Origin of the sequence: Tenacibaculum sp. Cn5-46 (assembly GCF_022347705.1) — a bacterium.
In the GTDB taxonomy this organism is placed as follows: Bacteria; Bacteroidota; Bacteroidia; order Flavobacteriales; family Flavobacteriaceae; genus Polaribacter; species Polaribacter aiptasiae.
The window spans coordinates 1-15918 of record NZ_JAKRGD010000006.1; the positions used below are offsets into that span (position 1 = coordinate 1).

The window sequence follows — 15918 nt, forward strand, 5'->3', positions numbered from 1 at the left end:
TCGTTTTTTCGTTAGCGGGTGCAAATATAGAACCCTTTTTTAACATAACAACTATCTTTTTTAATCTTTTTTTGAATTATTTTTTATACACACTATTTATCAGGTAGTTATAAGTGAAAGTTTTTTAGGTTAGGTATTCATTTAACTAAGTTTTGTATGATTTATAATGTTCATTAAATATAATTAACTACTCCTATATCGCTAAACGAAGCTCTTTCGTATGGTAAAATAGAAAGTACTGCCTACTCCTACTTTACTTGTTAACCAGATTTTACCACCTGATCTTTCTACTATTTTCTTCACCAAAGGCAAACCAACTCCTATTTCTCCACCTCCAGAATCAATATCTAATCTTTGAAACAACTCGAATATCTTATCGAAAAACTTCTTTTCAATACCTGGCCCATTATCTTTAATCGAAAAAACATACTCATCTCCTTCTTCTTTGCATGCGACCTCTATTTTAATATCGCTACTATTATTATGCACTATTCCATTTTCTATTAAATTTTGAAAAACCTGAATCAACTGTTCTTCATTAAAGAAAATCTTTGGCATTTCATCTTTTATAATTATTTGACAAGAATCCGTTTCATTTGAACTTTTAATCTTCCTTAACATAAACCCTACATCAACCCTTGTTAATTCCTTTTCCTTTTTCTTATATAAGGAATAATTCAATATACCTTTTATAAGTTTTTCCATTTGTTCCGCTAACTCTTTAATTCCAGTTATACTTGAATTCAATTCTTCGTTTTCATTTTCTTTCAATATAACCTCACTCCACTCTGCTAACGTATATATATTTCCTAACGGCTGTTTTAAGTCATGTGAAACCACATAAGCAAACTCTTCTAAATCTTTATTCCTCGCACTTAACTCCTTTGCTCTTCTTTCTAAAGCCTCTGTCCTCTCTTTAATCTTACCTTCTAAACTTTCGTTTAATTCCACCAACTCTTGCCTATACCTTATAATACCATTCAATATTATAAATGAATAAACAAATATTGTTGTAGTAGATATTATAATAGCACCTTCTTCTACTATACCTAAGTTTGATTTCAGTACCCAATAACTCATATGTATAAGTTGCGAAGCACTAAACAACACTATCAACAACCTACTACTTAACATTAACACCCCACCAAACATCACTATAAATGTCCCTAACAGATAATCTATCGAGAAACTATTCAACGCTACTGTGTATGTTAGATAATGTTGAAACAATAATAAAATTATAAAAACGAAAATCCCGTAGTAATCAACTACAACTCTATGTTTAGTCAACGGCAGTAATGCTACTAACATAAATAAAACTGCAAACACCTCTCTGAGATAAGGAATCTCTAACGCATTTACATTATATCGAAAGATTAACAATGAATATACATACACTCCTGGAGAAATCAAACAAAGCACTAAGCTATTGTTCTTTATCTCAAACGGTTCTAAACGACCAATCTTTTTCAAAGAGTCTAAAAACATACTATATCACATTATTAACTTATAAATATAAGTATTTCATCCTAAACTCTCTCATATTTTACACCTTCTTACTTTATCTTTTCTTTTTCTTATAAATACAACAAACTATATATTGTACAGCAAACGGTTTTACAATATCTTTGCGACTTGAAATTTCCACTTGTAAGGAAATTTAACCTAAAGACATATTTAAATAATGATTAAAATTACATTGCCAGACGGAAACGTCAAAGAATTTGAAGTGAACAGCACCGCTATGGATGTTGCTAAGAGTATAAGCGAAGGTTTTGCTAGAAACGTAATTTCTGCAAACTTTAATGGTACAACCATTGAAACCTCTACTCCATTAACCACCGACGGTTCTTTAATACTATATACATTTAATGATGAAGCAGGAAAAAAAGCTTTTTGGCATTCTTCTGCTCACGTATTAGCTCAAGCTATTTTGGAATTTCATCCAAACGCTAAATTAACTATAGGTCCTGCTATTGACAATGGTTTTTATTATGATATAGATTTAGGTGATGAAACTATTTCTGAAAAAGATTTTTCTGCTATTGAAAAGAAATTTTTAGAATTAGCAAGGGGTAAACATGAATTTAAATTACGTTCTGTTTCCAAAGCCGATGCTTTATCTTACTATAAAGAAGAAGGTAACGAATACAAAGTTGAATTAATTGAAAATTTAACTGATGGCGATATTACTTTCTGTGACCATAGTGACTTTACTGATTTATGTAGAGGTGGACACATTCCAAACACAGGAATAATTAAAGCTATTAAAGTAATGAACGTTGCTGGTGCTTACTGGCGTGGGGATGAAAAGAACAACCAATTAACTCGTATTTATGGTATTTCTTTCCCTAAGCAAAAAATGCTTACCGAATATTTAGAATTACTAGAAGAAGCTAAAAAACGTGACCATAGAAAACTTGGTAAAGAATTAGAATTATTTACTTTTTCTCAAAAAGTTGGACAGGGATTACCTTTATGGTTACCTAAAGGAGCTGCATTAAGAGAAAGATTAGAAAGCTTCTTAAAAAATGCTCAAAAGAAAGCTGGTTACGAAATGGTAATGACTCCTCATATTGGTCAAAAAGATCTTTATGTTACTTCTGGTCATTATGCTAAATATGGTGAAGATAGTTTTCAACCTATAAAAACTCCTAAAATGGATGAAGAGTTTTTATTAAAACCAATGAACTGTCCTCATCACTGTGAAGTATACAATTTCAAACCTCATTCATATAAAGATTTACCTAAGCGTTTTGCTGAATTCGGTACTGTATATAGATATGAGCAAAGTGGTGAATTACATGGATTAACTCGTGTAAGAGGTTTTACTCAAGATGATGCACACATTTTTTGTACACCAGAACAACTTGATGAAGAGTTCAAAAATGTTATCGATTTAGTACTATATGTTTTTGGTTCTTTAGGTTTTGAAAACTTTACTGCACAAGTTTCAGTAAGAGACCCTGAGAATCCAGATAAGTATATTGGTTCTGTTGAAAACTGGGAAAAAGCTGAGCAAGCTATTATCAATGCAGCTCAAGACAAAGGTTTAGATTTTGTTATCGAAGAAGGTGAAGCTGCTTTTTACGGACCTAAATTAGACTTTATGGTTAAGGATGCTTTAGGTAGAAGTTGGCAACTAGGAACAATTCAAGTTGATTACAACTTACCTGAACGTTTTGACCTACACTACAAAGGTAGCGACAATGAGTTACACCGTCCTGTAATGATTCACCGAGCACCATTCGGTTCTTTAGAGCGTTTTATAGCAATTTTACTGGAGCATACAGGTGGTAATTTCCCTCTTTGGTTAACTCCAGAACAAGTTATTGTACTGCCAATCAGCGAGAAATATCAAAAATATACCAAAAAAGTTTTAACTTTGTTAGAAAATTCCGAAATTCGCGCCCTCGTAGACAATCGTAGTGAGAAGACTGGAAGAAAGATTCGTGATGCGGAAGTTAGCAAAATACCTTTCATGGTTATTGTAGGTGAAAAGGAGGAGCAAGATGGCACAGTATCTGTAAGGAAACATGGAGAAGGAGACTTAGGTACATTCACGATAGAAGAATTTATTTCTCTAATAAAGAAAGAAGTTGGTAAGACATTAGTTCCTTTTGGAAACGAAAAATAAAATAGTAATTTTTAAATTTATAAGTTATAGCAATTAGAAGAAGAGGCGGACGTAGACCGCTTAGAGTAATTAAAGAAGATCAGCATAGAATTAATGATAAAATTAAATATGTTGATGAAGTTCGCCTTGTTGGTGAAAACATTGAGGTAGGTGTATATCCTTTAGCTAAAGCAAAAGAGATAGCACGAGAGCAAGAATTAGATTTAGTAGAAATTTCTCCTAAAGCTGTTCCTCCTGTTTGTAAAGTTATTGATTACAAAAAGTTTTTGTACGAGCAAAAGAAACGTGAAAAAGCTTTAAAAGCTAAGGCTACTAAAGTTACTGTAAAGGAAATTCGTTTCGGTCCTCAAACTGATGAGCATGATTATGAATTTAAAAAGAAACATGCTATTAAGTTTTTACAAGACGGAGCTAAATTAAAAGCTTTTGTATTCTTCAAAGGACGTTCTATTGTATTTAAAGAACAAGGGCAAATTTTATTATTAAAGCTAGCTCAAGAATTAGAAGAATATGGTAAGGTAGAGCAAATGCCTAAACTAGAAGGAAAAAGGATGATTATGTTTATTGCTCCTAAAAAGACAAAATAAACCTATCATACTTATAATATATAAGCAAGATAAACTAAAAAACAAAGATGCCTAAAATTAAAACAAAATCTAGTGCCAAGAAACGTTTCAAGTTAACTGGTTCTGGAAAAATCAAAAGAAAGCACGCGTTCAAAAGTCACATCTTAACAAAGAAGTCTAAAAAACGTAAGCTTGCATTAACTCATTCGACTTTAGTTCACAAGTCAGATGAGGCTAGTATTAAGCAACAATTAGTTTTAAAATAATTGTTAGCCAGGGAATTTAATTATTAACCATGGAGTTAGGCTCAATAAAGTATCGAATTTCGATCGCCTACTACAAAAAACATTTGAATTATGCCAAGATCAGTAAATTCAGTAGCTTCAAGAAATAGAAGAAAGAAAATCTTGAAGCAAGCAAAAGGTTACTTTGGAAGACGTAAAAACGTTTACACAGTAGCAAAGAATGCGGTTGAAAAAGGAATGCAATATGCATACCGTGACCGTAAAAACAATAAGAGAAACTTCCGTTCATTATGGATCCAACGTATTAACGCTGGAGCTCGTCAGTTTGGAATGTCTTACTCTCAGTTTATGGGGAAAGTAAAAGCTAATAATATCGAATTAAACCGTAAGGTTTTAGCTGATTTAGCTATGAACAACCCAGAAGCTTTTAAGGCCATTGTAGAAAAAGTAAAATAAGTTTCACAACCTTGCTTATACTAAAAACCCAAACTTAAACGTTTGGGTTTTTTTAAATCAAAACATTCAATTATTCTAACATAAAATCTTTACCTATGAAAACTTTAAGAATATTATTCATTTTTATTTTTACTCAAGGTATTATAGCACAAAACTCGAGTAAAACCGAACTACCTAATACGGTTGAAAATCAATTTAAAAAACTTTATAAAAACTCAAACAATTACCAAATCTATAAGGTCATAAAAAAGAATGAGTTTTTGAGTTTACAGAAAAATATTTTAGACAGCATAAAAGCGATAAAAAATGACGCTGCTGCTAAGCAAATTAAAATAAACGAACAATTAAAAAACATCACTTCTTTACAAACTAAGATTGATAATTTAAACAATAACTTATCTGCTTCTATAGAAAAAGAAGATGCTATTTCATTTATAGGTATCCCTCTAAAAAAAGGCACTTACAACACTATAGTATGGAGTATTATAATTGCACTTCTTGTTGGTTTGGCTTTTTTCATTTTTCGTTTTAAAAACAGTAATGCTGTTACTAAACAAACTAAAGATTTATTAATTGATGTTGAGCAAGAATTTGAACAACACAAGAAAAACGCCTTAACAAAAGAACAAAAACTAAGACGTCAGTTACAAGATGAAATTAACAAACAACGTGGTGTAAGTTAATAGTTTAATTATAAAAGTTTTCTAAATAAAAATCCCGAGTTAAAAACTCGGGATTTTTATTTTTAATAGTCTTTTACTTCAATTAAGACAAACCAGATATTACACCTTGATTATCAATAGTCATATTTTCTGATGCTGGTACAGCTGGTAAACCTGGCATTCGCATCATTTTCCCTAAAATTGGAATAATGAATTGAGCTCCTGCAGCTATTTCTATTTCACGAACAGTTACAGTAAAACCCTCTGGTCTCCCAATTAGTTTATCATTATCTGAAAAAGATTTTTGTGTTTTAGCCATACACACTGCAAAATCATTGAATCCTAAACGATCAATTCTTCTTAAGTTTAGTTGTGCTTTTTTACTATACTCAACTTTTTCTGCTCCATAAATTTCTTTAGCTATCGTTTCAATTTTTTCCTTAACTGGGCTTGTCCAATTATACAATGGTTTAAATCGAGTTGCTTTATTTTCAACAACATCAACTACTGCCTCAGCTAAATTCTTAGTTCCTTCTCCTCCTTTTGCCCATCCTTCAGACACTACAGCTTTTACTCCCAACTTACCACATGCTTCGATAACAAAATTCACCTCTTCTTCTGTATCTGAAATAAATGAATTAATTGCTACTACAGGCTCAATATTATATTTGCGAATATTTTCAATATGTTTCTCTAAATTTTTAAATCCTTCTTGAACTCTTTCTATACTTGACGTGTTGTATTCTTCTTTTTGTGCACCTCCATGATGACGCAATGCTCTAACAGTAGCAACTAACACTACACACTTAGGATTCAATCCTGCATGCTGTGATTTAATATTTAAAAACTTTTCTGCTCCTAAGTCAGCTCCAAAACCAGCTTCTGTAACCACGTAATTGGATAATGACAATCCCATCTTAGTAGCAATAATTGTATTAGTTCCTTGGGCTATGTTAGCAAATGGACCTCCATGAATAATTGCCGGATTCTCTTCTAAGGTCTGAACTAAATTAGGTTTAATTGCATCTTTCAATAAAATTGCCATTGCATCTTGAGCTTTCAAATCGCTTGCAAAAACTGGTTTTTTATCAAAAGTAAACCCAATAAATATATTACCTAATCGTTTTTTCAAATCATCAAAATCAGTTGCCATACAAAGTATTGCCATTACTTCTGATGCTGGCGTTATGTTAAATCCATCTTCACGCGGAATTCCATTGGCAGTTCCTCCCAATCCAATAGTTATATGACGTAGTGATCTATCGTTCATATCAATTACACGTTTCCATAAAATGGTACGGGGATCTATATTTAAATTATTGGTTTTACTCTGTAAATTATTATCAATTAATGCAGATAATAAGTTATTCGCTTTTTCTATAGCATTAAAATCACCAGTAAAATGTAGATTAATATCTTCCATAGGCACTACTTGAGAATACCCTCCTCCTGCTGCACCTCCTTTAATACCAAAAACAGGCCCTAAAGATGGCTCACGTAAAACAACAGTAGCTTGCTTCCCTACTTTATTTAACCCTTCTGTTAAACCAATAGAAACAGTTGTTTTACCTTCTCCTGCTGGTGTTGGTGTTAAAGCTGTTACTAAAACTAGATTGTTTTCTTTTACTTTATTTTCATCAATTAAACTTAATGGTAATTTCGCTTTGTATTTACCATACATTTCTAAATTATCTTCATTTAGATTAAGCTTATTAGCTACAGTTTTAATGTGTTGTAATTCTTTTGCTTGAGCTATCTCAATATCAGTTAAATGCGCCATAGCGAATTATATATTTTTAGTTGTTTATTCTACTTTAAAAAGCAGGTAAATATACATAATATAATCCCTACAAAAACTGACATTTATTAGCATTATTTAACTAATTCTGTGCGAAACAGATAAATATAGTAAAAGAATTGGCAAATCTTTTTTGAAATACTATATTTGCACGTTTTAAAAAAAGTCGATTTAAATTAATAAAAATGCAAAACAAAGGTCTTATTAAATTATTTGCTATCCTGTTCGGGCTAGTGAGTTTGTACCAGTTGTCGTTTACATTTTTCGCTAACAAAGTTGAAGATAGCGCAAAAGTATACGCAAAAGAAAATGTAGAAGGTAACAACGGAAGAGCGTTAGCTAGAGCCGAAAGGAAATATCTAGATAGTGTAGCAAATAAAGAGGTATTAAATTTAGGAATTGCAAAGTACACTTTTGATGAAATCAGGGAGAGAGAAATGAACCTTGGTTTAGATTTAAAAGGTGGTATTAATGCAATTTTACAAGTATCTGTAAAAGATATTTTAATTGGGTTATCTAACAACTCAAAAAACACTGTTTTTATTGAAGCGTTAGCAAAAGCTGATGAAGCTCAAAAAAACAGTCAGGATAATTATTTAGATTTATTCTATAGCGAGTTCGAAAAATTAAGCAATGGAAACGTTAAGTTAAGCGATCCAAGCATTTTTGGAACTAAAGCCTTACGTGACAAAATTGATTTCAACAAAACAAATGAACAAGTAAAATCGACTTTACAAGAAGAAATCAATTCGTCTATTAACACTGCTTTTGAGGTATTACGTAGCCGTATTGATAAATTTGGTGTTGTTCAACCAAATATTCAAAGAATCGGTACTTCTGGTCGTATTCAAGTTGAATTACCAGGAGCAAAAGATATTGAACGTGTAGGAAAATTATTACAAAGTACTGCAGAATTACAATTTTGGGAAGTATATACAAATGCTGAAATTCAAAATTATCTATTTGCTGCTAATGCAAAGGTTGCTGAATTATTAAAAGATGATTCTTCAACTGAAAAAGCAAAAGATTCTACTAAAACTGATAGTATTGATGATTTATTAGGTGAGTCTACTGATTCTACTAAAGTTGAAAATCAAAAGAACTTATTTACATACTTATTCCCTAATGTAGCTCAAAACCAACAACAAATGAGTTCTTTAGTAGCTCAATCTAGAGTACAAGATACTGCTAAAGTAAACAGTTTATTAGCTAACAAGGAAGTAAGAGCTTTATTACCAAATAACTTAAAATATGTTAAGTTCTTATGGGATTATAAAGCACAACCTAGTGCAGATGGAACAAATCAAATTATTGGTTTGTATGCAATAAAATCTAATAGAAATGATAAAGCTGCTATTGATGGTGATGTTATTGCTGATGCTACACAAGACTATGATCAATTAAGCAAGCCAATTGTATCTATGACGATGAACGGAATAGGAACTAAGAAATGGTCGAAATTAACAGGAGAAAACATAGGGAAATTTGTTGCTATTGTTTTAGACAATTATGTTTATACCGCACCAGTTATTAATGGACAATTAGGTAGCAACTCTTCTATTTCTGGTGGTTCTATGACTGTTAACGAAGCTCAAGATATTGCAACTGTATTAAAAGCTGGTAAATTACCTGCTCCTGCAAGAATGATCCAATCAGAAGTAGTTGGACCTTCTTTAGGACAAGAATCTATTAATGCAAGTATGTGGTCATTCGGATTAGCTATCTTATTAGTATTAGCATGGATGATTTTATACTATGGAAAAGCTGGTTTATATGCTAACATTGCCTTATTGGTAAATATCTTATTCATTTTTGGATGGTTAGTATCTTTTAGCGCAGTATTAACTTTACCTGGTATCGCTGGTATTATCTTAACTATAGGTATGTCGGTAGATGCAAACGTTATTATTTTCGAAAGAATTAAAGAAGCATTATCAGGAGGAAAGAGTTTAGGTGAAGCTGTTAATGAAGGATTCAGTTTTAAAGGAGCTTTATCTGCAATTATTGATGCAAACATTACTACTTTCTTAACAGGTGTTATTTTATTTGTATTTGGAACAGGACCAATTAAAGGTTTTGCTTATACATTAATGTTAGGTATTGCTACTTCTTTATTTACAGCAATCTTTATTACTCGTTTATTTATTGACGGAGCCGTAAACAAAGGAACTAACTTAACATTTAACACTGGAATTTCTAAAAACTGGTTTAAAAATATTAGCATTGAATTCTTGAGAAAACGTAAGTTAGCTTACATTATTTCTGGGTTCTTTATCATTGCAGGATTAATCTCAATCTTCACTTTAGGATTAAAACAAGGTGTTGACTTTAAAGGAGGACGTTCTTATGTTGTTCGTTTTGATCAATCAATGAAAGCTAATGAAGTAGCTTCAGCTTTAAAAGGTGCTTTTGGTACTGCTCCTGAAGTAAAAACTTATGGTTCTCAAAACCAATTAAAAATAACTACTGTTTTCAAAATTGATGAAGAAGGTAAAAACGTTGATAATGAAGTGCAAACTGCTTTATATAACGGTTTAAAGCCATACTTAGGTACAACTTCTTACGAAGATTTTAAACCTGGTTTTGAAAAAGCTGGTAGTGGAATAATGAGCTATATGAAAGTAGAGCCAACAATTGCAGATGATATTAAACAAGCTGCAATATGGGCTGTATTAGGATCTTTAATTGTAGTATTCTTATATATCTTATTACGTTTTAGAAAAATGTCTTTCTCTATTGGTGCTGTAGTAGCTGTATTCCATGATGTATTAGTAGTATTAGGAGTTTTCTCTATATTCTACAAAGTAATGCCTTTCGATATGGAAATAGGACAATCATTTATTGCTGCAATCTTAACAGTAGTTGGATACTCTCTAAATGATACCGTGGTAATTTTCGATAGAATTAGAGAATATGCTGCAAACAGCAACTCATTAACTGCTAACATTGTAGACAAAGCTTTAAGTAGTACTTTAGGAAGAACAATTAATACTTCTTTAACTACTTTATTAGTAATGTTAGCTATTTTCTTCTTCGGTGGAGATAGTATTAAAGGATTTATGTTTGCACTTATCGTAGGTGTGGTTGTAGGTACTTACTCTTCATTATTCGTGGCAACACCTGTAATGTTTGATACTTCTAAAAAAGAAGACAATAAATAATATATAAAAAAACACTCAAAAAACCGTTTTGAATATTTTTCAAAACGGTTTTTTCATTTAATATCAAGCAACTATCTTTGCAATCTGATGAAAATTACAAAACTTCACGATTTATATTTTAAAGAGTACATTTCAAGTAATGAACTCTCAAACATTGTACAGTCTCTGGCAGAACAAGTAAGAAAAGATTTACCTAAAAATGAAGTTCCTTTTTTTGTAGGAATCTTAAATGGATGCTTTGTTTTTACTGCTGATTTTTTACGAGCTTACAAAGGAGATTGCGAAATGACTTTTGTTAAATTAGCTTCTTATGAAGGAACTACTTCAACAGAAAATGTAAAGAAACTTATTGGTATAAACGAAGATTTAACAGGTCGTACCGTTATCATATTAGAAGATATCATTGATACAGGTACTACTTTACAAGAAATCTACGAAATATTCAAAACAAAAAATCTAAAAGAACTTAAAATAGTATCGCTATTCTTTAAACCTGACGTGTATCGAAAAGAACTTCCTATAAACTATGTTGGAAAAAATATTGAAGACAAATTTATTGTAGGATACGGATTAGATTACAAAGGTTATGGAAGAAATTTGCCTGCTATTTATCAATTAACAACACAACCCAAAATGAAAAACATCGTATTATTCGGACCTCCTGGTGCAGGAAAAGGTACACAAGCTGAAGTATTAAAAGAAAAGTACAACTTAGTACATATTTCTACTGGTGATGTATTCCGATTTAATATTAAAAATGAAACTGAATTAGGATTATTAGCAAAAACATACATGGACGATGGTAACTTAGTTCCTGATGAAGTTACTATTAGCATGTTAAAAGCTGAAGTTGAAAAAAATGCTGATGCCGCTGGTTTTATTTTTGATGGATTCCCAAGAACTGAATCTCAAGCAAAAGCTTTAGATGAATTTTTAGCGGAAAAAAATGAACGTATAAATGGTATGGTTGCTTTAGAAGTTTCTGAAGACTTATTAGTTGAGCGTTTATTAGAAAGAGGTAAAACTAGTGGTCGTACTGATGATATGGACGAAGGTAAAATTCGTAACCGTTTCAACGAATACAATACTAAAACAGCTGTTTTAAAAGATTTTTACCAAAATCAAAACAACTATTACGGAGTAAACGGTGTAGGTTCTATTGAAGAAATTACAGAACGTTTATCAGAAGTGCTTGACACTTTATAAAAATTAATTTTACTTCTGTTTATTAAACAGAAAACAACTTAGAAAGAATGACTGAAGGAAATTTTGTTGACTACATAAAAATCTACGCATCTTCTGGTAAAGGAGGTAGAGGATCGGCTCACTTGCATCGTGAAAAATTCATTACAAAAGGTGGACCAGATGGTGGAGATGGAGGTCGTGGTGGTCACGTAATATTACGTGGCGATAAAAATATGTGGACACTTTTCCATTTAAAATTTAAACGTCACTTTAGGGCTGAATCTGGTGGTGATGGTAGTAGCAGTAGAAGTTCTGGACATGATGCTGATGATGTTATTATTCCAGTACCATTAGGAACTATTATTAGAGATGCTGACACCGATAAAATCTTATATGAAATCACAGAAGATGGTCGTGATGTAATATTATTAGAAGGTGGTAAAGGTGGTAAAGGAAACTGGCATTTCAAATCTTCTACTAACCAAACGCCTCGTTATGCTCAACCAGGTATTGATGGTAAAGATGGATGGTTTCGTATAGAGCTTAAAATCTTAGCTGATGTTGGTTTAGTTGGTTTTCCTAATGCTGGAAAATCTACTTTATTATCTGTTATAACTGCTGCTAAACCTAAAATTGCCGATTATGCTTTTACTACTTTAAAACCTAATTTAGGAATTGTAGAATACCGTAATCACCAGAGTTTTGTAATGGCTGATATCCCAGGTATTATTGAAGGAGCTTCAGAAGGAAAAGGTTTAGGTCATTATTTCTTACGTCATATAGAACGTAATTCTACCCTACTCTTTTTAATTCCTGCTGATAGTGATGATATTCAAAAAGAATACGATATCTTATTGAATGAATTAAGGAAACATAACCCTGAATTATTAGATAAAGATCGTTTATTGGCAATTTCTAAGTCGGATATGTTAGACGATGAATTAAAAGAAGAAATTAAAAAAGAATTACCTGAAGGTATTGAAACCTTATTTATCTCTTCAGTAGCTCAACTAGGCTTAATGGAGTTAAAAGATAAATTATGGTCTATGTTAAACTAACATATTTCTTTAATAAAAAAATAGAAAGCAATCTCTATAGAGGTTGCTTTTTATTTTATATTATATTATATCTATTTAAAAAAATGATAAATAGGGTATACAATTAAAAAACTCGCTTTGCTTTTACAAATTCTTTCTTCCAATAACTTTCTTTCATTGATGAAACAATTACTCCTTTTGAACTTGTTGAATGAATAAATTGAATATCATTATTATTCACGGATACAACTAACCCCACATGATTAATTCCTCCTTTTAATCGAGAAATATCAAAAAATAATAAATCTCCCTTTTTAACATCAGAAAGAGAAACCTCTTTACCTTTTTTACTCATCGAGGCAGATGAACGAGGTAATTTCTTATCAAAAGCTTTAAAAACTGTTGTCACCAGTCCTGAACAATCCATTCCACTTTTAGTAACTCCTCCTGCTCGATAAGCAACTCCTTTATATGAATTAGCAAGAGTAATTAATTCTTCCACCTTTGATTTTTCTTCTATATAAGTTTCTTCTCCTTGCTTAATAAAACGAAAGACAATAAAACCTATAATTATCAATAATAATAGTAATTGTTTTCTCATATATTACTCTAGTTAAACCAATAATTAAACAATAATATTTTGGCATGTTAATTGAAACACAGAGTAAAATAACTCAAAAAAATAAAACTATGATAAAAACAACTACTAAAAATCTATTATTACTTATCCTCTTATCTATGCTTCAATTTTCTTGTTCAAACAACGATCAAGAATTAGTTAAAGAAGAAACCAAACCAAAAAGTCTTTTAATCGAATTTGAATTAAATGGAAAGCCAATTACTATTAATTTTCCTATAACTCAAAACACTGGAATTGGAATCCGAAATACGAAACTACAAAATCCAAAGGGCACTATATTAGCTGGAATTTCTGAAACATTTTCTAATGACGATTATCACATTCAATTATATTTTGATGAATATTTTTCTAACAAAGAATATTCTTTCAATATAGAAGAAAGTATGTTTAAACTACCATGGGAAGATTTTAAAACTACAATGTATAGTAATGATAATTTTGGAGTAAAATATGTAGATTATAAAGAAAGTTATAAAAAGGATTTAAACACTAATAGCCATAAAGGATTTACTATTAAAATTAAGGATATTAAAAATAACAAAACATATACTAGTTTATTGTTTGAAACATTATATAGTACTGACACTAATAATCCTTATGAGTATAATAATTTAATGAAAAATTCTTTCTTCAAATTTATCTCTTCAGAAAAGTTAGAAGATGATACATCTGGATTTAACAAAAATTATGAAGTTAAAGCTACTTTTCAATGTAAGCTTTTAGACTATACTAAGAATTTAGATGACGGACTAGTTATAAACGATATCATAAACTTAACTAACGGAAAAATAGTTGGAGTTTTATAAAAACTAAAAAGACCTGCATAAAATTGCAGGTCTCTTTTAGTTATAACACACGTTTTGCTTTTATAAATGCTTTTTTCCAATATTTATTAAATAACGAGGTTACAATAACTCCTCTTGAACTTGTTGAATGTATAAAGTGGATATCACCATTTTTAACTGATGTCACCAAACCTACATGATTTACTTTTCCTTTTTTTCGTGCTGTTTTAAAAAACAATAAATCTCCACGTTCTACTTTTCGTAAAGATATTTCATATCCTTTTGTATACATTTCACGAGAAGTTCGAGGTAAATCTATATTACGCTTCTTAAATGACACATGGATTAACCCTGAACAATCCATTCCTTTATTAGTAGTACCTCCAAACTTATAACGAGTTCCTTTATAAGAAACAGCTGTCCAAACTATTTTATCTGCTATGGTAGGTGAGGATGATTTCTCTTTTTTTGCTGTTACTATTTTAGACTTTGGCTTTGATTTTTTACTTGAAGGAACATTTTTAGACGAACCACAAGAAATCATTAATAAGGAAAGTGAAAAAATGAAAAGTATTTTTTTTATCATATATTCAATAGCATTTTTAAATTTTATATTTAACGTTTATTTTTTATTCGCTCCCCCAACAATCAATTTGGCTGTTTTTTCAGAAGCTCCCTTCCCTCCTAACTTTTGTTCTAAATCAAAATAAGACAAAAACAATTCTTCTCTTTTCTTTTGATCTAAAATAGATTCTAATTCTGTTTTTAAATTTTCTTTGGTAAAATCGTTTTGAATTAACTCTTTAACAACTTCTTTATCCATTATTAAGTTTACCAACGAAATATACTCTAATGTTATAATTCGTTTTGCTATTTGATAAGAAATATTGCTTCCTTTATAACAAACTACTTGTGGCACTTTAAACAAAGCTGTTTCTAAAGTTGCAGTTCCAGAACCTACTAAGGCAGCATGTGAAACACTTAATAAATCGTAAGTCTTATTACTAATTAACTTCACATTTTTATTACCAATAAATGTTTGATAAAACTCTTCTGTTTGACTAGGTGCTCCACCTACCACAAATTGATACTCAGAAAATTCATCAACTAACGATAACATTACTGGTAACATTTTAGTAATTTCTTGCTTTCTACTTCCTGGTAATAAAGCTATTATTTCTCTACTCCCTAAATCATATTCTTTCCTAAAGCTTTCTTCATCTATCTGCTTTCTCCCAGCTATCCCATCAATTAAAGGATGTCCTACAAAGTTTACATCATAATCATACTTCTTATAAAACTCCTTTTCAAATGGTAGTATAACAAACATTTCATCAACATCTCTTTTAATGTCTTTTACTCTACCTGCTCTACTTGCCCAAACTTGGGGAGAAATATAATAATTCGTTCTAATTCCTTCTTGTTTTGCCCACTTAGCAATACGTAAATTAAACCCTGAATTATCTATAAGTACTAATACATCTGGATTGAACTTAGCAATGTCTTTCTTACAAAAAGAAATCATCCCTAGGATCTTACGTAGATTCATCAGTACTTCTACAAACCCCATAAAAGCACGTTCTTTATAATGCTTTACAAGTGTACCACCAACCTCTTGCATTAAATCTCCTCCCCAAAAACGAATCTCTGCTTTTGGGTCTTCCTTTAACAAAGCTTTCATCAAATTAGCTCCATGTAAATCTCCTGAAGCTTCTCCTGCAAGGATGTAATATTTCATTAAATATT

The 15918-nt window shown here is 30.9% G+C and carries 14 protein-coding genes; 9 read left to right on the forward strand and 5 right to left on the reverse strand.

Going from position 1 to position 15918, the window contains the following annotated elements:
• Positions 1 to 201: 201 nt before the first annotated feature.
• Positions 202 to 1488, reverse strand: coding sequence for an ATP-binding protein (locus MHN29_RS12480; RefSeq protein WP_235274913.1), 1287 nt, complete (start codon positions 1486 to 1488; stop codon positions 202 to 204).
• Between the two features lie 196 nt (positions 1489 to 1684).
• On the opposite strand from MHN29_RS12480, the gene thrS reads away from it, so the two are divergent.
• The 5 genes from thrS to MHN29_RS12505 all read left to right on the forward strand — a co-directional run bounded on the left by thrS (position 1685) and on the right by MHN29_RS12505 (position 5587).
• The gene (gene thrS, locus MHN29_RS12485) at positions 1685 to 3637 is read left to right on the forward strand and encodes a threonine--tRNA ligase (protein ID WP_150900928.1); all 1953 of its coding nucleotides are present in this window, start codon (positions 1685 to 1687) and stop codon (positions 3635 to 3637) included.
• 68 nt (positions 3638 to 3705) lie between these two features.
• A complete protein-coding gene (infC, locus tag MHN29_RS12490) occupies positions 3706 to 4224 on the forward strand; it encodes a translation initiation factor IF-3 (RefSeq protein ID WP_175578760.1) in 519 nt (172 codons plus the stop codon).
• Positions 4225 to 4271: 47 nt separating this feature from the next.
• Entirely contained in the window at positions 4272 to 4469 is a 198-nt protein-coding gene (gene rpmI, locus MHN29_RS12495; RefSeq protein ID WP_150900930.1) for a 50S ribosomal protein L35, read from the forward strand.
• Between the two features lie 90 nt (positions 4470 to 4559).
• The gene (rplT, locus tag MHN29_RS12500; RefSeq protein WP_150900931.1) at positions 4560 to 4904 is read left to right on the forward strand and encodes a 50S ribosomal protein L20; all 345 of its coding nucleotides are present in this window, start codon (positions 4560 to 4562) and stop codon (positions 4902 to 4904) included.
• 95 nt (positions 4905 to 4999) lie between these two features.
• Positions 5000 to 5587, forward strand: a complete 588-nt coding sequence (locus MHN29_RS12505) for a hypothetical protein (protein ID WP_235274914.1) — start codon at positions 5000 to 5002, stop codon at positions 5585 to 5587.
• A gap of 82 nt (positions 5588 to 5669) precedes the next feature.
• Here the strand turns inward: MHN29_RS12505 and MHN29_RS12510 are convergent, their stop codons facing one another.
• Positions 5670 to 7346, reverse strand: coding sequence for a formate--tetrahydrofolate ligase (locus MHN29_RS12510; RefSeq protein WP_235274915.1), 1677 nt, complete (start codon positions 7344 to 7346; stop codon positions 5670 to 5672).
• 203 nt (positions 7347 to 7549) lie between these two features.
• Between MHN29_RS12510 and secDF the strand changes: the two genes are divergently transcribed.
• From secDF to obgE, 3 genes are all read left to right on the forward strand, one after another.
• Positions 7550 to 10525 carry a protein translocase subunit SecDF gene (gene secDF, locus MHN29_RS12515; protein WP_235274916.1) on the forward strand — a complete coding sequence of 992 codons (2976 nt, stop codon included), beginning with the start codon at positions 7550 to 7552 and terminating at the stop codon, positions 10523 to 10525.
• Between the two features lie 87 nt (positions 10526 to 10612).
• Positions 10613 to 11731, forward strand: coding sequence for an adenylate kinase (locus tag MHN29_RS12520; RefSeq protein ID WP_235274917.1), 1119 nt, complete (start codon positions 10613 to 10615; stop codon positions 11729 to 11731).
• A 47-nt stretch (positions 11732 to 11778) separates the two neighbouring features.
• Positions 11779 to 12768, forward strand: a complete 990-nt coding sequence (gene obgE / locus MHN29_RS12525; RefSeq protein WP_235274918.1) for a GTPase ObgE — start codon at positions 11779 to 11781, stop codon at positions 12766 to 12768.
• A 103-nt stretch (positions 12769 to 12871) separates the two neighbouring features.
• On the opposite strand, the gene MHN29_RS12530 is transcribed toward obgE, so the two are convergent.
• On the reverse strand, positions 12872 to 13348 hold the full coding sequence (locus tag MHN29_RS12530; RefSeq protein WP_235274919.1) for a C40 family peptidase: 477 nt from the start codon (positions 13346 to 13348) through the stop codon (positions 12872 to 12874).
• 89 nt (positions 13349 to 13437) lie between these two features.
• On the opposite strand from MHN29_RS12530, the gene MHN29_RS12535 reads away from it, so the two are divergent.
• Positions 13438 to 14193: a hypothetical protein gene (locus tag MHN29_RS12535; protein WP_235274920.1), complete on the forward strand. Its 756-nt coding sequence runs from the start codon at positions 13438 to 13440 to the stop codon at positions 14191 to 14193.
• A gap of 40 nt (positions 14194 to 14233) precedes the next feature.
• Here MHN29_RS12535 and MHN29_RS12540 read toward each other — a convergent pair whose 3' ends face one another.
• Together MHN29_RS12540 and lpxB are read right to left on the reverse strand one after the other, a co-directional pair.
• Positions 14234 to 14758, reverse strand: a complete 525-nt coding sequence (locus tag MHN29_RS12540; RefSeq protein ID WP_235274921.1) for a C40 family peptidase — start codon at positions 14756 to 14758, stop codon at positions 14234 to 14236.
• Between the two features lie 36 nt (positions 14759 to 14794).
• Complete coding sequence (gene lpxB, locus MHN29_RS12545; protein ID WP_235274922.1) at positions 14795 to 15910, reverse strand: lipid-A-disaccharide synthase; 1116 nt, start codon at positions 15908 to 15910, stop codon at positions 14795 to 14797.
• Positions 15911 to 15918 lie beyond the last annotated feature (8 nt).